This is a genomic window from Alcanivorax sp. (assembly GCF_014762765.1).
Lineage (GTDB): Bacteria > Pseudomonadota > Gammaproteobacteria > Pseudomonadales > Alcanivoracaceae > Alcanivorax.
Genome location: NZ_JABURH010000081.1, coordinates 1 through 22752, shown reverse-complemented (window position 1 = coordinate 22752; position 22752 = coordinate 1). Strand labels below are relative to the sequence as shown.

Annotated in this window: 16 protein-coding genes; 11 read left to right on the top strand and 5 right to left on the bottom strand. The window is 59.0% G+C overall.

Going from position 1 to position 22752, the window contains the following annotated elements; genetic code table 11:
* The 5 genes from HUJ17_RS03815 to HUJ17_RS03795 all read left to right on the top strand — a co-directional run.
* Positions 1-1261 (top strand): SCP2 sterol-binding domain-containing protein (locus HUJ17_RS03815; RefSeq protein ID WP_290509425.1); only part of this gene is annotated, 1261 nt, incomplete at its 5' end.
* A gap of 23 nt (positions 1262-1284) precedes the next feature.
* Positions 1285-2466, top strand: a complete 1182-nt coding sequence (locus HUJ17_RS03810; RefSeq protein ID WP_290509424.1) for a lipid-transfer protein — start codon at positions 1285-1287, stop codon at positions 2464-2466.
* An 81-nt stretch (positions 2467-2547) separates the two neighbouring features.
* Complete coding sequence (locus HUJ17_RS03805; protein ID WP_290509423.1) at positions 2548-3414, top strand: metal-dependent hydrolase; 867 nt, start codon at positions 2548-2550, stop codon at positions 3412-3414.
* Between the two features lie 35 nt (positions 3415-3449).
* Entirely contained in the window at positions 3450-4598 is a 1149-nt protein-coding gene (locus HUJ17_RS03800; RefSeq protein WP_290509422.1) for an acyl-CoA dehydrogenase family protein, read from the top strand.
* 209 nt (positions 4599-4807) lie between these two features.
* The gene (locus tag HUJ17_RS03795) at positions 4808-6049 is read left to right on the top strand and encodes an iron-containing alcohol dehydrogenase (RefSeq protein ID WP_290509421.1); all 1242 of its coding nucleotides are present in this window, start codon (positions 4808-4810) and stop codon (positions 6047-6049) included.
* A 99-nt stretch (positions 6050-6148) separates the two neighbouring features.
* Here the strand turns inward: HUJ17_RS03795 and HUJ17_RS03790 are convergent, their stop codons facing one another.
* Both HUJ17_RS03790 and HUJ17_RS03785 read right to left on the bottom strand, forming a co-directional pair.
* Positions 6149-7438: a ribonucleotide-diphosphate reductase subunit beta gene (locus HUJ17_RS03790; protein ID WP_290509420.1), complete on the bottom strand. Its 1290-nt coding sequence runs from the start codon at positions 7436-7438 to the stop codon at positions 6149-6151.
* A gap of 144 nt (positions 7439-7582) precedes the next feature.
* Entirely contained in the window at positions 7583-10465 is a 2883-nt protein-coding gene (locus HUJ17_RS03785; RefSeq protein WP_290509419.1) for a ribonucleoside-diphosphate reductase subunit alpha, read from the bottom strand.
* 646 nt (positions 10466-11111) lie between these two features.
* Here HUJ17_RS03785 and HUJ17_RS03780 point away from each other — a divergent pair.
* The 5 genes from HUJ17_RS03780 to HUJ17_RS03760 all read left to right on the top strand — a co-directional run bounded on the left by HUJ17_RS03780 (position 11112) and on the right by HUJ17_RS03760 (position 17732).
* Positions 11112-11834 carry a response regulator gene (locus HUJ17_RS03780; RefSeq protein WP_062816885.1) on the top strand — a complete coding sequence of 241 codons (723 nt, stop codon included), beginning with the start codon at positions 11112-11114 and terminating at the stop codon, positions 11832-11834.
* A gap of 35 nt (positions 11835-11869) precedes the next feature.
* Positions 11870-13486 carry an ATP-binding protein gene (locus HUJ17_RS03775; RefSeq protein ID WP_290509418.1) on the top strand — a complete coding sequence of 539 codons (1617 nt, stop codon included), beginning with the start codon at positions 11870-11872 and terminating at the stop codon, positions 13484-13486.
* A gap of 350 nt (positions 13487-13836) precedes the next feature.
* Positions 13837-15327: a glycerol kinase GlpK gene (gene glpK, locus HUJ17_RS03770; RefSeq protein ID WP_290509417.1), complete on the top strand. Its 1491-nt coding sequence runs from the start codon at positions 13837-13839 to the stop codon at positions 15325-15327.
* Between the two features lie 201 nt (positions 15328-15528).
* The gene (locus HUJ17_RS03765; RefSeq protein WP_290509416.1) at positions 15529-16632 is read left to right on the top strand and encodes a GGDEF domain-containing protein; all 1104 of its coding nucleotides are present in this window, start codon (positions 15529-15531) and stop codon (positions 16630-16632) included.
* Entirely contained in the window at positions 16629-17732 is a 1104-nt protein-coding gene (locus tag HUJ17_RS03760) for a GGDEF domain-containing protein (protein ID WP_290509415.1), read from the top strand. The genes HUJ17_RS03765 and HUJ17_RS03760 overlap by 4 nt, the downstream gene beginning before the upstream one ends.
* A gap of 134 nt (positions 17733-17866) precedes the next feature.
* On the opposite strand, the gene HUJ17_RS03755 is transcribed toward HUJ17_RS03760, so the two are convergent.
* From HUJ17_RS03755 to HUJ17_RS03745, 3 genes are all read right to left on the bottom strand, one after another.
* Positions 17867-18919: an ABC transporter ATP-binding protein gene (locus tag HUJ17_RS03755; RefSeq protein WP_290509414.1), complete on the bottom strand. Its 1053-nt coding sequence runs from the start codon at positions 18917-18919 to the stop codon at positions 17867-17869.
* Positions 18920-19017: 98 nt separating this feature from the next.
* Positions 19018-19926, bottom strand: coding sequence for an ornithine carbamoyltransferase (gene argF, locus HUJ17_RS03750; RefSeq protein WP_290509413.1), 909 nt, complete (start codon positions 19924-19926; stop codon positions 19018-19020).
* Positions 19923-21104: an aspartate aminotransferase family protein gene (locus tag HUJ17_RS03745; RefSeq protein ID WP_290509412.1), complete on the bottom strand. Its 1182-nt coding sequence runs from the start codon at positions 21102-21104 to the stop codon at positions 19923-19925. Before HUJ17_RS03745 ends, argF begins: the two co-directional genes overlap by 4 nt.
* Positions 21105-21330: 226 nt before the next feature.
* Between HUJ17_RS03745 and HUJ17_RS03740 the strand changes: the two genes are divergently transcribed.
* Positions 21331-22752: a hydantoinase B/oxoprolinase family protein gene (locus HUJ17_RS03740; RefSeq protein WP_290509411.1), complete on the top strand. Its 1422-nt coding sequence runs from the start codon at positions 21331-21333 to the stop codon at positions 22750-22752.

Sequence of the window (22752 nt, the reverse complement as noted above, 5' to 3'; positions counted from 1 at the left end):
CGAAACCTGGGTGAAAGAGCGTAACGAGGTGGTGCTGAAGAATGCCGCCATCGAGTTGTTCTCGGAGATTCCGGCAGAAGCGCCAGTGCCGGTACAGGCGTCCGCCGAGGAAGTGTCTGCGCCGGAGGTGGAGCAGGCGGTGACGCCTGACGATGTGTTCGCGGCGGTGGCGACCTACATCAAGCAGAAACCGGAACTGGTCGATCAGACCGGTACCAGCTTCCAGTTCGAGTTCAGCAACCCGGATCAGCAGTTCTTTATTGATCTGAAAAATGCACCGGGCGCGGCGGGGCCGGGCACCATCGATAAACCGGACGTGACGCTGGCGCTGGACAGCGAGCATCTGGAGACCGTGTTTGGTGGGGATCTTGCCGCGGTGCAGAAATTGTTCTTCGGTGGCGAGCTGAAAATTTCCGGCAACGTGATGGCGTCCAACAAGTTGACCGTGTTGCAGGACATGGACCCGAAACTGGCCGAACAGGCGCGTGACAAGCGCGCGGCTGACGGTGGTGGTTCACAAGCTGTCGCAGTACCGGTCGAATCGCAGGAGCCGACCATGGCGGATGTGTTCAGTGCCATCGGCCACTTCATCGCTGACAACCCGGACCTGATCGAGAAGACCGGCACCAGCTTCCAGTTTGCGTTCAGCAACCCGGATCAGGATTTCTATATTGATCTGAAAAACGCACCGGGTACTGCCGGGCCGGGCCAGCTGGACAAGGCGGATGTGACGCTGGAGTTGGACAGTAAACATGCCCCGACTCTGTTTGGCGGTGATCTGGCTGCGGTACAGAAACTGTTTTTTGGTGGCGATCTGAAGATTGGCGGCAACGTGATGGCCTCCAACAAGCTCACCGTGTTGCAGAACATGGACCCGAAGCTGGTGGAGCAGGCACGCGACAAGCGATTGGCCTCCGGCCAACCGGATACCGCTACCGCACAACCGAAAAAGCAGAAAGCTCCGCAGGCGGAGAAAGTGCTGCCGGAGCTGGCGGAAAAACTGTCGGCTATTGGTGGGCAGGGTGGTGTGTTGCAGATCAAGGTGCAGAGCCCAGACAGTGCCTGGTTTATCGATCTATCCGCGTCGTCGCCTGACATCGTCAGCGGCGAAAAAGATGCGGCGGCGGTGATGACACTGGAGGATGGCAAGCTTGCCGACCTGATTGCCGGCAAGGTGACCTTGAGCGCCCTGTACCAGAAGGGCGACATGCGCGTCGACGGTGACCTGGCGCTGGTGCGCAAACTTGAACAAATCCTGTAACGCCAGAATTCGGAGAACAGACAATGAAACGTAGAGTGAATGTGATCGGTGTCGGGATGACCAAGTTTGCCAAGCCCGGTGCCAGCGATGATTACCATGTGATGGCAAAGGCTGCAGGCCTCGCCGCCATGAAGGATGCCGGCATCCAGTACAGCGATGTGGAGCAGGCGTTCTGTGGTTATGTCTACGGCGACTCCACCTGTGGTCAGCGCGCCGTGTATGAGCTGGGCTTGACCGGCATTCCCGTGGTCAATGTGAACAACAACTGTTCCACCGGGTCGTCGGCCCTGTTCCTGGCGCGCCAGGCTATCGAAGGTGGCCTGGCCGAATGTGTCATTGCGCTCGGTTTCGAGAAAATGGAGCGCGGCGCGTTGGGCTCCAAGTTCAACGATCGCGAAAACCCCATGGGCCAGCATGTGCAGGTAATGATGGAGGCGCAGGGCTTCAACCAGGCGCCGCCAGCGGCACAGATGTTTGGTGGCGCAGGGCGTGAATACCGCTGGAGGTACGGCACCAAACGGGAAACCTTTGGCAAGATCGCCGAGAAGGCGCGTCAGCATGCGGCCAACAATCCTTACGCACTGTTCAATCAGGTGCTGTCGCTGGAAGAGATCATGGCGTCAGACGAGGTGTTTGATCCGCTGACTCGTTTCCAGTGTTGCCCGCCCACCTGTGGTGCCGGCGCCGCGATTCTGTGTTCGGACGAGTTCGCCAAGAAGCATGGCATTGCTAACCCGGTATATATCGCCGCCCAGGCGATGACCACGGATTTCGCCAGCAGCTTTGATGAAAAATCCATGATCAAGATGGTCGGTTACGACATGACCCGTGCCGCCGCCGACAGCGTGTACGAGCAGGCCGGAATCGGCCCGCAAGACATCAATGTGGTGGAGCTGCACGACTGCTTTACCGCCAATGAGCTGCTCACCTATGAAGGTCTGGGTCTGTGCCCGGAAGGCGGCGCGGAGAAATTCATCTGGGATGGCGACAACACGTATGGCGGCAAGTACGTGACCAATCCGTCCGGTGGCTTGCTGTCCAAGGGCCATCCGCTGGGGGCCACCGGTCTGGCGCAATGTACCGAACTGGTGTGGCAGTTGCGCGGCCAGGCAGAGAAGCGCCAGGTAGAGGGGGCGCGGGTGGCCTTGCAGCACAATCTCGGTCTGGGTGGCGCCTGTGTGGTGACCATGTATCGCAATGACTGAGTACCGTAACGATTGAACTGTCACATACCGGGGGCTGGCCTGCCAGTGCGCAGGCCGGCCTGTCCGGTAAGGAGGTCTGGGATGAATGTGTTATCGACAAAAGCTAATAGTACGGTGGTGAAGGCGAACTTTTCGCCGCGCAATATGGACTTCGCCTTCACGCCGGCGGCACTGCCACGCTACTACGCGGATAACAACCCGCTGCTTACGGCAATCATGACCACCCTGTCGGCGGCGATACCGGAGGGGGAGCGATTTTTCGTGGAATCGGTGCGGCATTTTCGTGATCGGGTATCCGATCCGGTACTGAAAAAAGAGATTTCTGCCTTTATCGGCCAGGAAGCGTTTCACGCCCGGGAACATGACGCCTTTAACCGTGCCTTGCTCCAGAACGGTGTCAGCATGGAGCGTCATGAGCGAATCTTTGCCATACCGATCAATTTGATGCGCAGAATGCCGCAGAAATTCCAGTTGGCTGCGACCGCGGCGCTGGAACACTACACGGCGATTATCGCCGAACAGTTGCTGCGAAGCCCGGACATGCGTGAAAAGTTGGCACCCATATCGCGCGCATTCTGGGAATGGCATGCATTGGAAGAAACCGAGCACAAGGCGGTGGCGTTTGATGTGTATGAAACGGTATCCGGCAGCTACAGTTTGCGGGCAGGCACCATGCTGCTGATCTCTGCTGTGTACTGGCCGCTGGTGCTGTCCATGTCGTTCAAGATGGTGATCGACGACGGCAGGATCTTCAATGTTCGGGAGGTGCTGAAAGGGCTCAATATTGCCCTCGGCAGAAAGGGCTTTTTCTCTACCCTGGCGCCCAAATATCTCGATTACCTGAAGCCCGGGTTTCACCCCAATGATCACAATACTGACGCCTTGCTGGCGGAATGGCGTGAGCGGCTGTTTGGCAGCCAGGGCTTGCTGGCCGGCAACGTAAAATAACCTGACGGTTGATACTGTGTAGGAGAGGGGTTGCTATGCATACGCCCGATTCACCCTTTTATACGGAAGACCACCAGGCCTTTCGTGACCAGCTGCGGCGTTTTGTTGAAAAGGACATCAGCCCCTTTATCGAGGAATGGGAAGCGGCGGGCAGGGTGCCCCGTGAACTGCATGAAAAGGCGGCGAATATTGGCCTGCTCGGCCTGGGATATCCGCAGGAGCAGGGCGGCAATGGCATTGATGACCCCTTTTTTTCCATCATTGCGGCAGAGGAGCTGGCCCGTGCCGGCTCCGGTGGGCTGTGCATTGCCCTGCTGACGCACAATATTGCGACACCGCCGATTGTGCACGCGGGAACCGATGAGCAGAAAGCCAAATTTGTGGCGCCGGTATTGGCCGGTGAAAAGATTACCGCACTCGCCATCACGGAGCCGGAAGGCGGATCGGATGTGGCAAATATTCGCACCACCGCCAAACGGGATGGCGATAGCTATATCGTCAACGGCGCGAAGACCTTTATTACTTCCGGCATGCGGGCGGATTTCATCACAACCGCGGTTCGTACCGGCGAGCCGGGGCTCGGTGGACTTTCCCTGCTTGTTATCGAGGCGGATACGCTAGGGTTGGATCGCACCTCGCTCAACAAGATGGGCTGGCAGTGCTCGGATACGGCCACTCTCTACTTTGATAACTGCCGTGTTCCCATCGCTAATAGAGTCGGCCCGGAGAATGCCGGGTTTCTTGCCATTATGCGTAATTTCAATCATGAGCGTCTGATGCTTATCAGCACCGCCTATGCCTTTGCGCAGGTCTGTTATGATGAAGCGCTGGCCTATGCCCGCGAACGTATCACCTTTGGCCGGGCACTGATCAAGAACCAGGTAATCCGCCACAAGCTGGTGGAAATGAAGATGAAAATTGATGCCATTAAGGCACAACTGGAGATCCTGTCCTGGCGTGTCTGGCAAGGTGAGGCACCCATTGCCGAACTCTGCATGCTGAAGGCTTTCTCCACACGCAGTCTCGAACATATTGCCGGTGAAGCGGTGCAGATATTGGGTGGCGCGGGTTATATACGTGGCGCCAAGGTCGAGCGTATTTTTCGCGAGACGAAAGTCTTGTCTATTGGTGGTGGAGCCAATGAAGTGATGATTGATCTGGCCTCCAGACAAATGGGGTACTGACTCAGCCAGCCCGGCTAGTGGCAATTGCAGTGGTGGATGACTGCCGGCATCCGGTGATGTCGCCTCTGGGCTGATTCATCACTTGCATTCTCTAGGGAGCCTCTGCTTGTGATGGATTTTTTTATGTCTCTCGAGATAGTTTGGCTTGTTAGATTGCCAGCGTCTTGAGCCCGCTCGAGTCCAACTTTATCAGCAGAGGTTCAAACAAGATGCTTGCCCTAAACCACGTTATTCCCTTCCAGCTACAGGAACCCTTCTACCGCTTTATCTCCGGTAGTCTCAAACATGTTGGCAAGGTTCTACAACTGGTGGTGCGGCTGCCGGAAGTGTATGTCGGGCCGGGGTCTTCCCTGTTGCTGTGTGATGCTGTTGCCGGCAGTGGTGTCAAGCGGCTGCTGCTGGTGACTGACTCTATGCTGGTCAAGCTGGGGTTGGTCGAGCCGTTATTGCAACGGCTGCAAGTGTCGGGCGTCGAAGTGACCGTGTACGACGGCGTCAAGCCTGATCCCGCTTTGGAGCAATGCGAAGAAGCGTATGAGGTGCTCAAGCGTGAACGCTGCGAGGCGGTGCTGGGTATAGGGGGCGGCTCGGTGATGGATTGCGCCAAGGTGATTGCTGCGTGCGCTACCAACAACAAGGCGATCTGGAAAATGACCGGTTTCTTCAAGGTTTCCAGAGCACCTTTACCGGTTTATTGTGTGCCGACCACCGCTGGAACCGGCTCGGAAGTATCCATTGGTGCGGTAGTCTCCGACCCGGGTAAAAAACGAAAACTGCCGATCATCGACCACAAGATGGTGCCGCGTATGGCTGCACTGGATGGCCGTTTGATGATCGGGTTGCCTCCTGGCGTCACCGCTGCCACCGGCATGGACGCGCTGACTCATGCCGTAGAAGCCTACATTTCCCGTATTGCCATTCCGGAAACGGACCAGATGGCCCTTGAAGCTGTCAGTCTTATCATGCGCAATCTACCGCGCGTGATGGAAAACGGGGAAGACGAAGATGCCCGGCAGATGATGTCCTGGGCAGCCTACCGCGCCGGTCTCGCCTTCAGTCGTGCCGGTCTTGGCTATGTTCACGGCATTGCTCACAACTTGGGCGCCCATTACCACACGCCGCATGGACTGGCGAATGCCATTGTTCTGCCCTATGTGCTCGAATATTCAGCTCCTGCCTGTCTTGAACGCTTGGCAGTACTTGCTCGAGCCAGTGGCTTGGAGCAGGGGAGTGAAACCGATGACATGCTGGCAGAGAAATTCATCGAACGGATTCGTGAGCTAAAAAGGGAGCTTGGCATTCCCGAGACGCTGGATGCATTACGCAGAGAGGATATTCCCGCCATTGCCGGAGCTGCCTTGCAGGAGGCGCATTTAAGCTATGCGGTGCCGCGCTACATGAATCAGACGGCGTGTGAGGCTCTGTTGCAGAAGATGTTGGCGAAGCACTAAGGGTAATTGAGAGGACGTAGAGGAACAGGTCAGGATGGATCTCTTATTTCCAGAAAAAGGGCGCCGAAGCGCCCTTTTTTGTTGCCGCTGTTGTGGGATTTAGTCCCAGCTCAACGCACCACCCACCTGATATTCCGTCACCCGCGTTTCGAAGAAGTTCTTCTCTTTGCGCAGGTCCATGATTTCGCTCATCCACGGGAAGGGGTTGTTCACGCCTTTGAACTGCTCCGGCAGGCCCAGCTGGACCAGACGGCGGTTGGCGATGAACTGCAGGTACTCTTCCATCATGGCGGCGTTCATGCCGAGCACACCGCGGGGCATGGTATCGCGGGCATACTGGATTTCCAGCTCGGTGCCTTCCAGGATCATCTGGGTGGCCTTGTCGCGCATCTGGGAATCCCACAGGTGCGGGTTTTCCAGTTTGATCTGGTTGATCACGTCCACGCCGAAGTTCACGTGCATGGATTCGTCACGCAGGATGTACTGGAACTGCTCGGCCACGCCGGTCATCTTGTTGCGGCGACCCATGGACAGGATCTGGGTGAAGCCGCAATAGAAGAAGATGCCTTCCAGTACGCAGTAGAACGCGATCAGGTTTTCCAGCAGTGCCTTGTCGGTTTCCACGGTGCCGGTGGTGAATTCCGGATCGGACAGATCGCGGGTGTACTGGATACCCCACTGGGCCTTCTTGGCCACTGAGGGAATCTCCTGATACATGTTGAAGATTTCGCCTTCGTCCATGCCCAGGGATTCAATGCAGTACTGGTAGGCGTGGGTATGAATCGCCTCTTCAAAGGACTGACGCAGGATGTACTGGCGGCACTCCGGGTTGGTGATCAGGCGATAGATAGCCAGCACCAGGTTGTTGGCGACCAGGGAATCGGCGGTGGAGAAGAAGCCCAGGTTGCGCTTGACGATACGACGCTCGTCGTCGGTGAGGCCGTCAGCTTTTTTCCACAGCGCCAGGTCGGCGTTCATGTTCACTTCCTGCGGCATCCAGTGGTTGGCGCAGCCATCCAGATACTTCTGCCATGCCCAGTCGTACTTGAACGGTACCAGCTGATTGAGGTCGGCGCGGCAGTTGATCATGCGCTTGTCGTCCACTTCCACACGACCGGCAGTGCCTTCCAGCTCGGCAACGCCTTCGCTGGCATCCATTTTCGCCACAGTGGCACGGGCGCGGGCTACGGCGTCTGTGGTGGCTCGCTCGGTTCGTCCTTGTCGTTGCTCGTCGGCTCCGCCTGTAATCGGCGCACTTCCCGCTCCCGGTGCTTGAGCTTGAGGTGCCGCTTGGTCAGGTACCGTCTCAGGTTGCGGCGGCGTTGCGGTGCTTGGCTGCGGTTTGGCGACAGGCGTCTCTTGCGCATTAAATTCGTCCCAGTTCAGCATGTGCTCTCTCCGTATTCCATTCTTACAAGTTTGGTGTGGTGTTGATCACCGCTTGCGTATTCTTTGACGGGTCGGACGTCAGATGTCCGACCCTTTTCTGGTAGCGCAGGCCCGGGATGTCTCCGCGGGCCTGCCAGGCAGCCCTTACTGGCAAGCCTCACAATCCGGGTCATCAATGGAACAGGCCTGTGGTACATCGGCAGCCTGGCCAAACTCGGCCGGCTCTTCCACCTTGGAAGAGACCCGGTTGAGCTTGCCATCATTGATGGTGGATTTTTCCGTCTGGGTGGCACCGATGGCGCGCAGGTAGTAGGTGGTCTTCAGGCCCAGCAGCCAGGCCATCTTGTAAGTCACGTCCAGTTTCTTGCCGTTGGCTTCGGCAATGTACAGGTTCAGTGACTGGGCCTGGTCGATCCACTTCTGGCGACGGCTGGCGGCTTCCACCAACCAGCGTGGCTCCACTTCAAAGGCAGTACGGAACTGTTCTTTCAGGTCCGCCGGCATGCGCTCGATGGGCTGTACGGAGCCGTCGTAGTATTTAAGGTCGTTGACCATCACGTTGTCCCACAGACCACGCTCTTTCAGGGCGTTGACCAGGTAGGGGTTCACCACAGTGAATTCGCCGGACAGGTTCGATTTCACGTAGAGGTTCTGATAAGTCGGCTCAATGGACTGTGAAACACCGGTGATGTTGGCGATGGTGGCGGTGGGGGCGATGGCCATCACGTTGGAGTTACGCATGCCTTTCTTCGCCATCTCGCGCACGCTGTTCCAATCCAGGGTCTGGCTGCGATCCACCTTGCAGTAGTCTTCGCCACGCTGCTTCACCAGGATGTCGATGGAATCGATGGGCAGTACGCCCTGGCTCCACAGGGATCCTTCGAAGGTCTGGTAGGCGCCGCGTTCTTCGGCCAGTTTGGCGGAGGCCTGGATGGCGTAGTAGCTCACTGCTTCCATGGAGTTGTCGGCAAACTGCACGGCGCCTTCGGAGGCGTAGCTGATGCCCTGCTTATAGAGCGCGTCCTGGAAGCCCATGATGCCCAGACCGACCGGCCGGTGCTTCATGTTGGAACGCTCGGCCTGGGGCACGCTGTAGTAGTTGATGTCGATCACGTTGTCGAGCATGCGCACGGCAGTGTTAATGGTGCGCTGCAGTTTGTCGGTGTCGAGACCGTTCTCATCCACGTGCTGGGCCAGGTTCACGGAACCCAGGTTGCACACGGCGATTTCTTCCTTGTTGGTGTTCAGGGTGATCTCGGTGCACAGGTTGGAGGAGTGCACCACACCCACGTGCTGCTGCGGGCTGCGCAGGTTGCACGGATCCTTGAAGGTGAACCAGGGGTGGCCTGTCTCGAACAACATGGACAGCATCTTGCGCCACAGGTTGATGGCGGGAACACGCTTGAACAGCTTCATTTCCCCGTTACGGGTTTTCTCTTCATAGGCCAGGTAGGCTTTCTCGAAGGCTTCGCCGTACAGGTCGTGCAGGTCCGGGGCGTCGTTGGGGCTGAACAGGGTCCAGTCTTCCTCGTTGATGACGCGCTTCATGAACAGGTCGGGAATCCAGTTGGCGCTGTTCATGTCGTGGGTACGACGGCGGTCGTCACCGGTGTTCTTGCGCAGCTCCAGGAATTCCTCGATATCCAGGTGCCAGGTTTCCAGGTAGGCACAGACCGCGCCCTTGCGCTTGCCGCCCTGGTTCACGGCCACGGCGGTGTCGTTGACCACTTTCAGGAACGGTACCACGCCCTGGGAGCGGCCGTTGGTGCCCTTGATATAGGCGCCCAGTGCACGTACCGGCGTCCAGTCGTTACCCAGGCCGCCGGCAAACTTGGACAGCATGGCGTTGTCCTGAATGGCGCCGTAAATGCCGTGCAGGTCGTCGGGCACGGTGGTCAAGTAGCAGCTGGACAGCTGCGGGCGCAGGGTGCCGGCGTTGAACAGGGTCGGCGTGGAGCTCATGTAGTCGAAGCTGGACAGCAGGTTGTAGAACTCGATGGCGCGTTCTTCCCGGTTGTCCTCTTCCACGGCCAGGCCCATGGCCACACGCATGAAGAAGCACTGGGGCAGCTCGATGCGAGTGTCGTTGTGGTGAATGAAATAGCGGTCGTACAGGGTCTGCAGGCCCAGGTAGGAGAATTGCAGGTCGCGGTCGCCATTGATGGCGGCGCCCAGCTTTTCCAGGTCGAACTCGCCCAGCACCGGAGCCAGCAGCTCCAGTTCGATGCCCTGGGTGATGTAGGCCTTGAGAGCGTCGCTATAAAGCGCGTTCATTTCTTCGTGGCTGGCACGCTCAGCCACGCCCAGATACTGCAGGGCTTCAGCGCGGATCTTGTCCATCAGCAGGCGGGCGGTGACCTGGGAGTAGTTGGGCTCCACTTCGATCATGGTGCGCGCGGTGATCACCATGGAGGTGTTCACGTCATGGATGGAGACACCGTCGTACAGGTTCTTCACTGTTTCGGTGATGATCTTGTCGGCACTGACATCTTCCAGGCCGGAGCAGGCAGAGCGGATCAGATGTTCCAGGCGCGCCATGTCCAGGGGGGCTGTGCTGCCGTCTTCCATGGTGACGGTCATGTCCACCTGGTGGGTGGGCTCGGGCAGGTCGTGGTTCTGTTCGGCACGCTTGGCGGCCTGGCGTTCACGGTACAGTACGTAATCACGGGCCACTTTCTGCTCGCCATTACGCATCAGCGCCAGCTCTACCTGATCCTGAATCTCTTCGATGTGGATGGTGCCGCCGGAGGGCATGCGACGCTTGAAGGTGGCGGTGACCTGCTCGGTGAGGCGCGCCACGGTTTCATGGATACGGGAAGAGGCGGCAGCGGTGCCGCCCTCTACCGCCAGAAACGCCTTACTGATGGCCACGGTGATCTTGTCGTCATCGTAGCCGACCACTTTGCCGTTGCGCTTGATAACGCGTAGCTGGCCGGGGGCGGTGCTGGCGATGGACTGGTCCTGGTCGCTCTCGCCGCTTGCCGGGGAGCCGGTGTGGTTGGGGTTTTGGCTCATATCCGTCTGCATGGTGCGCTCTCCGTTGTTTGTGCTGTTCTGTCTGTTGTCAGGTTTGTGTGGTGGTGCCGGCGTGGTCTGGTGCCGCGTATGGCAACACCACGCAAAACGCCACAGCCGTCAGGCTATGGCGCAGTAAAATCTGTGTTGGATGGTGCCTGGTGGTCTAATTTGGATGTGGACCACTATATCTTGTGTCTTGTCCATGACGCTGTTCTTGCCCCTGGTAGCCCGAAAAGCTCTAAATGGCTGATGTGACTGTATTTTTCGGTACGCTGGATGGTCTGATCCCGGGGTGGCAGCAATTTTACGAAAACCCAATATGTTGGGGTCGCTGCCCGACGTCAGTACAAGTTATAGTTGCTTTCGTGGATTTGCAAGCACTTCGCCTGGGGAAATTTTGTGGATAAGTTGTGGACCATTGTGGGTGCATTCGGGGTGCGCTTTTGCGGGGCAGGACAGTACTAGATATTGTGTTTGTCAACTGTAAAAAATGCGCCGTGAAGCAGCTTCAGTGTACCTTTGGTATCAGCAAGGTTGCCGTGGACAGTGTCTATGCGTATAAACACCTGATAGGGATACGTTTGTTACAGTTTGCCGCCTTGGGCTCTGTGTACGACGACAATAATGATACGAAGTGAAAAAGGATAAGGACGGGATGACAACGGTGCAGGATAACCCGCCAGCCATCATGATCGTGGAAGACGACGAAAGACTTGCCGATCTTACCTGTGAATATCTGCAAACCAATGGTCTCAATGTGACGGTGGTCAGTGATGGCGAAGAAGCCATCCGTCGCATTCGTGCCGAGCAACCGGATCTGGTGGTACTGGATCTGATGTTGCCCGGAGCTGACGGTCTGACCGTCTGCCGCGAGGTTCGCAGCGCCTACAAGAATCCCATTCTCATGCTCACTGCCCGCACCGATGATATGGATCAGGTACTGGGTCTGGAGATGGGGGCCGATGACTATGTGGCCAAACCGGTGAAACCCCGGGTGCTGCTGGCACGTATCCGCGCCCTGCTGCGCCGGGTGGAAACCGATAGCGAACGGGACAGCTCACCGGCCCGGCTGGAATTCGGTGCCCTGGTGATCGATAACTCTGCCCGGGAAGTGACCCTGGCTGGGGAGTCGGTGGATCTGACCAGTGCCGAATACGATCTGCTCTGGTTGCTGGCGTCCAATGCGGGCACGGTGCTGTCCCGGGAAACCATCTTCGAGAAGCTACGCGGCATCCAGTACGACGGCCAGGATCGCTCCATTGATGTGCGCATTTCCCGTATTCGTCCCAAGGTGGGGGATGACCCGGAAAATCCCAAGCGTATCAAGACCGTGCGCTCCAAAGGCTATCTGTTCGTCAAGGAAATCGGCGCGGCCTGAGCATTTCTGTGCCGTGGCGTGACGCTGGGTGACGCTTGAATAGTATCTTCCTGAGGCTCTACGGGGGTTTGCTGTTGGCGCTGTGTTTTATCGGCGCCATCACCTACGCCGCTGTGCAGCTGGTTAACAGCTACCGCTCGGATATCTACCGGGAGGAAATGGCGCGGGGTACCTTCTACCTGATGGCGGAAGGCTACCAACGCTATGAGCCCGGGGAGCGTGATCGCTGGAGCCAGGTGCTCAGCAAGCTGTTTAATGCGGAGATTCAGTTGCAATCCGCCGGGGAGCTGGAGCTGGGCTACCGGGAGACGTTGCACCTGGAAGACGGCCTGGTGGTCATGCGCCTCAACGATGAAAAAGGCTACGCGGATATCCTTTTTCAGTTGCCCGGTGAATCCGAGTACATCACTACCCGCATGACCAAGGTGTCCGAGCAGCAGGCCCGGGCCACTGCGGTATTGGTGCTCAACCATCTTTCCCATTTTCCCGAAGACGAATGGGAGCAGGCCCTGGGCCGGCTCCAGCAGCATTTCGGTTACCCGCTCAGTCTGGTGTCCCGGGACGATGTGCCCCTGGATCCGGAACAGGAGCAGCGCCTAAATCGTCGCGAAGTGGTTATCGGTCTGGATGACAGTACCCGTAGCGACTCCAGCATCCGTATTTATGCACCGGTGGCGCAGACCGGCAAATTGCTGGTAATCGGCCCGCTCAGTTTGTTCGATCAATTTCCCATGGAATTGCTGCTGGTGGCAGGGGCCCTCAGCCTGTTGGCGGTGGCACTGGCGACTTATTTGCAGGTGAGCCCGCTACAACGGCGACTGAAGCAGCTTGACCAGGCGGTGAGCCAGTTGGGCAGTGGAGACCTGGGGGCCTATGCCAATATTGAAGGGAGTGATGCCATCGGCCAGGTGGCGGCTACCTTTAACGGCATGACGGCCCATATCCGTCGTTTGATCGAATCCCAGCGAGAAATGACCCGGGCTGTGAGCCATGAACTGCGTACCCCAGTGGCGCGGCTTCGTTTCGGGCTTGAGATGCTGGCGGATATCGAGTCAGCAGAAATGCGCCGGGAAAAGCTCAATGCCCTGGATCATGACATCGAGCAGCTGGACCAGTTGATCGACGAAATTCTCACCTATGCCCGTCTGGAACAGGGGACCCCCAACATAGAATTCAAGCCGGTGCTGCTGGGGGAACTCTGCGAGCAGCTGCGTGAAGAGCTGGAAACCATTCGCGGCGATACCGTCATCACCGTGGAATGCGATCAGCCCACCCTGGAAGTGGAAGCAGAGGAACGCTATCTACACAGGGTATTACAGAATCTGGTCACCAATGCCCTGCGCTATGCCGGTTCACGGATCGTTATGGTGGTTGATGGCGACGAGGACCAGGTGGTTATCCATGTGGATGACAATGGCCCCGGGATTCCCGAGCACGAGCGTGAGCGGGTGTTCAAACCTTTCGCCCGGCTGGACAAGAGTCGCCACCGCGCCAGCGGCGGCTATGGCCTTGGCCTGTCTATCGTCAAACGGATCGTGGACTGGCATGGTGGCGATATCCGTGTGGACGAAAGCCCCATGGGCGGCGCCCGTTTTACCGTCATCCTGCCACGCAGCCAGCAGGGCCAGCATGTGCTGGGGCGGGTGAACTGAGTTGCAAGCTTTCTTCGAAGTCGCTGTAGGAACGGAGTGTAGCGGAGTAACGCACGTAGTTCCGTGCGGCCCGAAGGGTGAGCGAAGCGAATAAACTCTTGAGGTGCGAACCGCGCTTGCGCGGATATCGACCGAAGGGCGATCAGGGTTTTCAAAGCGCAACAGATGTCGACAACCAGGCAGCATCGTAGGGTGGGTTTAGAGGCTCTTAAATCGCCGATAAGGTCCATCGGGTTGTCCGTTATCGTTCAATCTGCCATCGCGCCATCATGTAAAATACGGTTCCTGGCGACTCCAAGTAGCGCCTGACTGATCCAGCCTCCAATTCTGATAACAGGGTTAGCCGAGCCATGTCATACATTCTTTCCATCGACCAGGGTACCACCAGTTCCCGCGCCATTGTTTTTGACGCCAGTGGCCGGGCCTGTGGGCAGGCGCAGAAAGAGTTCCGCCAGCATTTTCCCCAGGACGGCTGGGTTGAACACGATGCCATGGAAATCTGGAAAGATACCCTGGCGCTCTGTCAGCAAGCTTTGCGAAACGCCCGTGTTGAAGCCCAGCAACTGGCCGCTATCGGCATCACCAACCAGCGCGAGACCACGGTGTTGTGGGATCGCAAGACCGGTGATCCGCTGGCCAAAGCCATTGTCTGGCAGGATCGGCGCACTGCCGAATTTTGCCAGCGCCTGCGCGATGCGGGTCATGAGGACATGGTGCGCGGCAAGACAGGCCTGTTGCTGGATCCCTATTTTTCTGCCACCAAACTGGCCTGGTTACTGGAACATGTGCCCGGTGCCCGCCAACGGGCCGAGGCCGGTGAGTTGGCCTTTGGCACCATCGATTGCTGGCTTCTCTGGCAACTGACCCGCGGCAAGGTGCACGCCACCGATGCCACCAATGCTTCACGTACCTTGCTGTTCAATATCCACGATCAGGCCTGGGATCCGGCGCTGCTGGAATTGTTCGATATTCCTGCCGCAGTGTTGCCGGACGTTCGTGACAGCGCAGGAGAGTTCGGCACCACCTGTCCAGAGTTGTTGGGTGCCGCGGTGCCGGTGGCCGGTATTGCCGGGGACCAGCAGGCTGCGCTGGTGGGCCAGGCCTGTTTTCAGCCGGGTATGGTGAAAAGTACCTATGGCACCGGCTGTTTTATGGTGATGAATACCGGCGAGGCGGTGGAGTCCCATAACCGATTGCTTACCACTGTGGGCTACCGGCTCAATGGCAAGACTACCTATGCACTGGAGGGCTCCATCTTTGTGGCAGGTGCAGCCATCCAGTGGTTGCGCGACGGCCTCAATCTGATTCGCGATGCCAGTGAAACCGAAGCGCTGGCGCGCCGAGCCGGCTCCGCCGGTGGCGTCTATCTGGTGCCGGCTTTTACCGGTCTCGGTGCCCCCTGGTGGGATCCTCACGCTCGTGGCGCCCTGCTGGGGTTGACCCGCGACACGGGTATTGCCGAAGTGGTAACGGCGGGGTTGGAGGCGGTGTGTTACCAGTCCCGGGATCTGCTGGATGCCATGGCGGCAGATTGCGGCACTCGGCCTACTACGTTGCGAGTGGATGGCGGCATGGTGGTCAATAACTGGCTCAGCCAGACGCTGGCGGATGTGCTGGGGGTATGTGTGGATCGCCCCATGGTCACCGAGACCACTGCGCTGGGCGCTGCTTATCTGGCGGGCCTGGGTGTGGGTCTGTACGACTCTCTGGATGCAGTGGCCGAGCAGTGGCGCTGCGAGCGTGAATTTGCGCCGTTACTGGAAGAAGGAGAGCGCCAACGCCGCTATCGGGGATGGCGGGAGGCGGTGGCCCGTGTCTGCCAGAGCCCGGCTGGTGAGTGAGGTGCTGGGCTAAGTGCCCGAAAAATATAGGACTTTTGTGCCATTTTTTTCATTGGCATGGCGATGGACGGTCGGGTTTCAGGGATGAAAACTGTGACGCGGTAGACATTTGTGGTTAGAGTCTAGTCAACAATAATACTAAATCGCTACCAGTGGGTGCGGCTGCTAGTGGGGATGGCTGCACCGGATCGGGAATCCGGCATGGATCAATCGTTAACCCTTAACCCGGCAGCCTTGCAGTCGCAGCGACTGCGTCGGGTGTTGTTTGCCATTCTGGCCGGGGGCAGTGCCCATACCCTGCTTTGCTGGATAGCCCTGCAGCTGGATTTCTTCCGCGGCGGTTCCACGCTGTTCTATGCCTTGTTTGGTGCGATTTGGGTGGGGCATCTGGGGTTTGTCCTGTTCATGCTGCTGGGGTTAAACCGCCGGCTTTCCGAACCATCCATGATCATGCCGCTAATGGTCTGGTCTACCACGGGTATCCTGCTGACGGCCCTGGTGGTGGATCAGGTGCGCCTGTGTGTGATGATGATTTTCTTTGCAATTGTCCAGATGGGAGTGTTGCAGGCGTCATTCCGGCAATTTGCCTGGCTGGCCGGTTACTGTGTGCTCGGTTACGCGGTCATTCTCGGGGTGGTTTCGGGGTATTGGCCGGAGGTGGTGGATCTGCGCGGTGAATGGATTCAGTGGGGGCTGTTTTCAGTAATGGTGCTGGCGGTGATTCTGCTGGCCTCGGAAATCTCCACCATTCGTTCCCAGTTGAGTCGGCGTAATCTGCAATTGGCGGACATCGTCGAACGAATCCACGACATGGCAGTGAAAGACGAGATGACCGGCTTCTATCGCCGTCGCCACGCCATGGAGTTACTGGCCAAGGCCTGCGGACAGGCGGCCCGGGGCGCCTACCAGTTGGGTGTGGTGTATCTGGATCTGGACCATTTCAAGCGCATCAATGATCAGTATGGTCACCGGGTCGGGGATCTGGTGCTGGAGCGCTTTGCCGAGGTGTCCCGCCGTCACCTGAGCGGCCAGGATTTTGCCGCCCGCCTGGGCGGCGAAGAATTCATGCTGGTGCTGCCGGTCAGTGATCCGGAAGAGGCGAGCAATCTGGCTGAAGGCATCTTGCTGGGTATGCGCAGCCAGCGCTTCAAGGAGGCACCGGGACTTACGGTCACGGTGTCGGCGGGGCTGGCCATGTACCATCGCGAGGAAACTCCGGATCAGGTGATCCTGCGTGCGGATCGGGCGCTCTATCAGGCCAAGGAATCCGGTCGCGATAAACTGGTGGTGGAGCAGGGCGCATGAATCATGATCTGCGGCAGGCAGAAAAGCTGACACTCAGCGAGAAGCGTCTGCTCAAGCGCCATAGCCGCTCGGCCATCGCCATCATGGCTATGCATACGCTGCTGTGCGTGGTGTATTTCCAGTTTGGCTATTTCGATGTAGAGCTGGAACAGGGTCTGATGATGCTGTTCGTGGTCTGGGCCTCTCTGTTTGCTTATCAGTTGCTGCTTGCTACCGGCTGGACCCTGCGCCTTGGCGAGCCGAGCCTGTCCTTGCCCATGGTGCTGCATTTCATGGTGGTGTTCATGGTCTCCGGCTACTACGTGGACGAGTTCCGTCTCAGCGTGGTCACCCTGTTTTTCGCCGGCCTGTTACTGGCCTCTTTCCGGCTTTCCGGCAAGGTGATGATCGGGGTGGCGGTGCTGGCCAGTGCTGCCTACGCGGTGATGCTGTGGCTGGCCATGAACGACCGCTGGGTGCATCTGAGCCTGTCTGTGGAGGCACTGCAGTGGCTGGTGTTTTCCATGATTTCGGTAAGCTTTGCGATTACCGGGGGCGGTATCAACCGTCTGCGAGATGCCCTGGCCGACAAGAATCATCAACTGGCACGGGCGGTAGAACAGGTCCGTGAAATGGCTATACGAGATGACCTTACCGGTCTGTTCAATCGTCGCCATTTGCTGGAAATTCTGGAGCGTCAGCGAGCGTTGTTCGCCCGCAAAGGATTACCCTTCGCCATTTGCTATGTGGATCTGGATCACTTCAAGCAGATCAACGACCGTCATGGTCACGATTGGGGGGACCGGGTGTTACGTCGTTTCTCCGCGCTGGCGCTGGCGGGCATGCGGGACGGGGACTATTTCGGCCGCCTGGGTGGCGAGGAGTTCCTGCTTATTCTGCCACAGAGCGACGAGAGCGGCGCACTGCGGGTGGCGGAGCGTCTGCGCGAGCGCTGGCGTGAAGAAAGTTTCGGCCAGGAAGGTGGCCCCAACACCGTTAGCCTTTCCGTCGGCGTCGCCGCCTGCCAGGAAGATGAAACCATCGACGAACTCCTCAATCGGGCCGATCAGGGATTGTACAAGGCCAAGTCCGGGGGGCGGGATCAGAGCAGGGTGGCGTGAAGAAAGCAGTTAACAGTTAATAATGAATAGTTTCGCGGAAAAAGTTGTTGATTTCGAACGGCAAGAGGCCGCGTCCAGAGCTTGGGCGCGGCCTCTTGGTATGTGCAGACAACGATTAGTTTGATCGCGAGTTATTAACTATTAATTGAAAAAGCGACAAGGTGCTTGGTCGCCAAGCGCACATGCAGCGCATCGCCTTCCACCACATTGGTGTGGCTGTCGGTCTGGCACAGCAGGGTTTCGGCGGCGCCGACGCGCAGGTGGTAGAGAATGGTGGCGCCAGTGAACTGGCGGCGGGTGACGGGCAGGGCCAGATGCGCGCTCTCGTCGGCGATCACATCCTCCGGCCGTAACAGTACATCGACGTTGCTGCCGGGTTTGAGGGCCGTATTGCTGCGCCCGGTGAGTTCGCCCAGGCTGGTCCTGACCGTGTTTTCATCCATCACTTCTCCCCGTAGAAAAGAACCATACCCGGCGAACTCCGCCACGAAGCGGTTGGCGGGGGCGTGGTAGATGTTGTACGGCGTGTCCCATTGTTCCAGCTGGCCCTGGTGCATTACGCCCACCCGATCGGCCAGCGCAAAGGCTTCCTCCTGATCGTGGGTAACCAGCAGGGCGGTGACGTTTTCCTGGCGGAGAATGTCGCCCAGCTCGCGGGCCAGGGCACGGCGCAGGTCCAGGTCCAGACTGGCAAAGGGTTCATCCAGCAAGAGCAGGGCGGGGCGGGGTGCCAGTGCCCGTGCCAGTGCGACCCGCTGTTGCTGGCCGCCGGACAGTTCATGGGGATAGCGGTCTTCCATGCCTGACAGGCGCACCCGGTCCAGGCATTCACTGACCCGTAGTCGCTGTTGCTCGCGGGGTTGTTTGCGCAGCCCGAAGGCCACGTTGTCTGCCACGGTCAGGTGGGGGAAAAGAGCGTGTTCCTGGAACACCATACCCAGTCCGCGTTTTTCCGGTGGAAGTTGGCGACTGCGGCTGGACACCTGACGACCCTGGATATGAATGCTGCCACCGGTGACCGGTTCCAGGCCGGCAATGGCTCGCAGGGTGGTGGTTTTCCCGCAGCCGCTGGGCCCTAGCAGGCAGGCAATTTCACCGGCGGCCAGTTCCAGGCTCAGATCCTTTACCACGGCCTGCTGGTGGTAGCCGCAGGCCAGGTTGTCGAGGGTAAGCAGCGGCGGGTTCATAGCGTTGGCGCCTTCTGGAGATGTTGGAGTCTGGCTCGCGGGGCAAAAGCCGGAAGGCATTCGCCTTGCGAGCAAGGCTCCAACGGTTTACGGGGGTGTCAGTGCTGACCTGTCAGCAGGAACTCCAGCAGGGCCTTCTGGGCATGCAGACGGTTTTCTGCTTCATCCCACACCACCGAACGGGGATCGTCCATCATCTCATGGCTCACTTCCTCGCCACGGTGGGCGGGCAGGCAGTGCATGAAAAGGGCATCCGGGTCGGCCCGGTCCATCAGTTCCGGGGTGACCTGATAGCCTTCGAACGCATTGAGCCGATCCTGCTGTTCGTCTTCTTGACCCATGGAGGCCCACACGTCGGTGACCACCAGGTGCGCATCCTTGACCGCTTCGCTCACGTCTGCTTCCAGGCGCACCCGTTCCGGGTAACGGCTGAGCAATTCGCCATTCGGTTCGAAGCCGGTGGGGCTGCTGATCACCAGCTCGAAGTCGAACTGGTTGGCGGCGTTGATATAGCTGGCACACATGTTGTTGCCGTCGCCGACCCAGACCACTTTCTTGCCCTGAATGCTGCCCCGGTGTTCCACAAAGGTCTGCATGTCGGCCAGTAGCTGGCAGGGGTGGAAATCGTCGGTGAGCGCATTGATCACCGGGACCGCCGAATGCTCGGCAAAGGTTTCCACGGTGGCGTGGTCGAAGGTGCGGATCATGACCGCATCCACCATCCGCGAGAGCACTCTGGCGGAATCCTCAATGGGCTCGCCGCGACCGAGTTGGGTGTCCCGGGGCGACAGGAAGATACTGGAGCCGCCGAAATGGGTCATCGCCACTTCAAAGGACACCCGGGTGCGGGTGGAGGATTTCTCGAAGATCATGCCCAGGGTCTTGCCCTGCAGCGGCGTGTGGCTCTGGCCATTACGCAGCATGGTTTTCAGTTCAATAGCGCGCTGGATCAGGTAGCCCAGCTCGTCCCGGCTCAGATCGGTGAGCGTCAGGAAGTGGCGGGTCATGCGACCTCCTGTGCGTTGGCAAAGTCATGGATGACCTGGGAGAGCGTATCTACCAGGTGCTGCATTTCTGTCTGGCTGATCACCAGTGGTGGCAGTAGACGGACCACGGAGCCAGCGGTGACATTGATTAAAAGCCCCGCTTCCCGGGCCCGGTTGACCAGCTCGGCGCAGGGGCGATCCAGCTGGATGCCCAGCATCAGACCGCGCTGACGGATTTCGCTGACCATGGGCAGGTCGGTCAAGGCTTGGGCGAAGGCGCCTTTCAGCCAGGTCCCCTTGTCGGCCACCCCATCCACCACGTCGTCGGTGAGGGTGTTGACCACGGTCAGGGCAGTGGCACAGCCCAGCGGGTTGCCGCCATAGGTGCTGCCGTGGTTGCCAGGGCCGAACACGCCATCGGCCTTGCCGGCCACCAGGCAGGCGCCGATGGGGAAGCCGTTGCCCAGGCCTTTGGCGGTGGTGAGTACGTCCGGGGTGACCTGGTCACCCAGACAGGCGAAGTAATCGCCGGTCCGGCCATTGCCGGACTGGATCTCGTCCAGCATCAGCAGCCAGTCCTGTTCATCACACAGGGCCCGCAGGCCGGGCAGATAATCGCTGGCGGGGATATTGATACCGCCTTCGCCCTGAATCGGTTCTACCAGCACGGCGACCACATCCGGGTTGTCCCTCAGGGCTCGCACCGCGTCCAGATCGTTGAATGGAACTCGTATAAAGCCGTCGAGCAACGGGGCAAAGCCTTCCTGCACCTTGGTATTGGCGGTGGCGGACAGGGTGGCCATGGTGCGGCCATGGAAGCTGCCTTCCATCACCACCACGGTGGGGCGGCTGACGCCCTTGCGCTGGCCAAAAAGCCGGGCAATCTTGATAGCGGCCTCGTTGGCTTCTGCTCCGGAGTTGGAAAAGAACACGCTCTGCATGCCGCTCACTTCGCACAGGCGCTGGGCCAGGGCTTCCTGGGACGGGATACGGTACAGGTTGGAGGTGTGCATGAGCTGCCCGGCCTGATCGGCCAGGGTGCGGGTTACCGCCGGATGGCAGTGGCCCAGGTTGCAGACCCCGATACCGGAGATGGCATCCATGTACTTGTGGCCGGCTTCATCGTAGAGCCATACCCCTTCACCGCGCACAAACGCCAGCGGCTGCCGTGCATAGGTGGGAATCAGATATTGCGACATAACAGGCAATTGATAATCGATAATGGAGAATTGATAACGGGCACCGGACCGTTGATCACAGCACCGTCTGTACGCGTCCCAAATAAAAAACGGCAGCCGAAGGCTGCCGGAACCGTCGATAATAGCGCACAATTCAGTGAATAGTTAACAGTGAATAGTTAACAGCGGTAGGCTGTTGTCCCGTTTTTAGTTATTAACTATTCACTATTAACTGTTAATTGCCTCTATGAATCCTGTCCAGCTCAGTATTTTTGCCAATCGCCTGTCAGGGATCTGTGATGAGATGGGGGCGGTGCTGCGGCTCAGCGCCCTCTCGCCGAACATCAAGGATCGCCTGGATTTCTCCTGCGCCGTTTTCGACAAACAGGGCAGGTTGTGTGCCCAGGCAGCCCATATTCCGGTGCATCTGGGGTCCATGGCCTATGCCATGGCGGATCTGGTCAGTGGCCGGGATTGGCAGCCCGGCGACCTGCTGGTGGTCAATGATCCGTATCTGGGCGGCACCCATCTGCCGGATGTGACCGTGGTGGGGCCAGTGTTTCAGGCGTCAACCTTGATCGGCTTTGCCGTGACCCGGGCTCACCACGCCAATATCGGCGCCCACAGTCCCGGATCCATGCCGGTGTCGACCCATCTGGAGGAGGAGGGCATCGTCATTGCTCCCAGCTGGCTGAAACGGGCGGGACAGTGGCAGGTGCCTTTGTGTCGACACCTGGCCGGGCTGGATGAGAGCGGGGGGCTGCCGGTGGAAAACCGGCGGTTTGCCGATTTTGTCGCCCAGGCCAGCGCCTGTGAGGCGGGGGCCCGGCGTCTGGCAGAACTGGCGGAACAGCAGCCCGACCTGGTTGCTGCCTTCGATGCCCTCAACGCCTACGGGGAAAAACGGGCCCGGGCCCGAATCGCGGCGTTACCGGACGGCTGTTACCGGTTCCGGGATTACATGGATGACGATGGTCAGGGGCAGCAGGACATCGTCATTGCCGTCACCCTGACCATTGCCGGGGAGCAGGCCAGCCTGGATTTCTCCGGCACCGCCGACCAGGTGGCAGGTAATATCAATTGTCCGCTTTCGGTAGCGGCTGCCGCGGCTTATTACTGTTTCCGTTGCCTGATGGACGATGACGTACCTGCCTGCGACGGGTTGTTCCGGCCCATCAGCCTTTTTGCTCCGCAAGGCTCCCTGCTCAATGCCCGTCGCCCGGCGGCGGTGGCCGCCGGCAATGTGGAAACCAGCTCGCGGGTGGTGGATGTGGTGCTGGGGGCGCTGGCCCAGGCGGCGCCGCAGGCGATCCCCGCAGCCAGCCAGGGAACCATGAATAATCTGGCCATGGGAGCAGCAGGTGACGATGGCTGGGACTATTACGAAACCATGGCTGGCGGCACTGGCGGCCATGCCGGTGGTCCGGGGCTGTCGGCGGTGCACAGCCATATGACCAATACCCTGAATACCCCCATCGAGAGTCTGGAATCCCACTATCCGCTCAGGGTACACCGCTATCAGCTGCGCCGGGGCAGTGGCGGTGAAGGGCAGTTTGCAGGCGGTGATGGTCTGGTGCGTGAGCTGGAATTCCTGGGCGATGCCCAGGTGACCTTGCTGACCGAGCGCCGCCGTCACGCACCCTGGGGACGGTCTCTTATAAACATCTGA

What these genes read in the sequence shown, in the direction of transcription:
- HUJ17_RS03805 (WP_290509423.1), top strand. Translation starts at nt 2,548, where the DNA reads ATGAATGTGTTATCGACAAAAGCTAATAGTACGGTGGTGAAGGCGAAC.
- HUJ17_RS03765 (WP_290509416.1), top strand. Translation starts at nt 15,529, where the DNA reads ATGGATCAATCGTTAACCCTTAACCCGGCAGCCTTGCAGTCGCAGCGA.
- HUJ17_RS03790 (WP_290509420.1), bottom strand. Translation starts at nt 7,438, where the DNA reads ATGCTGAACTGGGACGAATTTAATGCGCAAGAGACGCCTGTCGCCAAA.
- HUJ17_RS03760 (WP_290509415.1), top strand. Translation starts at nt 16,629, where the DNA reads ATGAATCATGATCTGCGGCAGGCAGAAAAGCTGACACTCAGCGAGAAG.
- HUJ17_RS03780 (WP_062816885.1), top strand. Translation starts at nt 11,112, where the DNA reads ATGACAACGGTGCAGGATAACCCGCCAGCCATCATGATCGTGGAAGAC.
- HUJ17_RS03755 (WP_290509414.1), bottom strand. Translation starts at nt 18,919, where the DNA reads ATGAACCCGCCGCTGCTTACCCTCGACAACCTGGCCTGCGGCTACCAC.
- HUJ17_RS03740 (WP_290509411.1), top strand. Translation starts at nt 21,331, where the DNA reads ATGAATCCTGTCCAGCTCAGTATTTTTGCCAATCGCCTGTCAGGGATC.
- HUJ17_RS03810 (WP_290509424.1), top strand. Translation starts at nt 1,285, where the DNA reads ATGAAACGTAGAGTGAATGTGATCGGTGTCGGGATGACCAAGTTTGCC.
- HUJ17_RS03745 (WP_290509412.1), bottom strand. Translation starts at nt 21,104, where the DNA reads ATGTCGCAATATCTGATTCCCACCTATGCACGGCAGCCGCTGGCGTTT.
- glpK (WP_290509417.1), top strand. Translation starts at nt 13,837, where the DNA reads ATGTCATACATTCTTTCCATCGACCAGGGTACCACCAGTTCCCGCGCC.
- HUJ17_RS03785 (WP_290509419.1), bottom strand. Translation starts at nt 10,465, where the DNA reads ATGCAGACGGATATGAGCCAAAACCCCAACCACACCGGCTCCCCGGCA.
- HUJ17_RS03795 (WP_290509421.1), top strand. Translation starts at nt 4,808, where the DNA reads ATGCTTGCCCTAAACCACGTTATTCCCTTCCAGCTACAGGAACCCTTC.
- HUJ17_RS03800 (WP_290509422.1), top strand. Translation starts at nt 3,450, where the DNA reads ATGCATACGCCCGATTCACCCTTTTATACGGAAGACCACCAGGCCTTT.
- argF (WP_290509413.1), bottom strand. Translation starts at nt 19,926, where the DNA reads ATGACCCGCCACTTCCTGACGCTCACCGATCTGAGCCGGGACGAGCTG.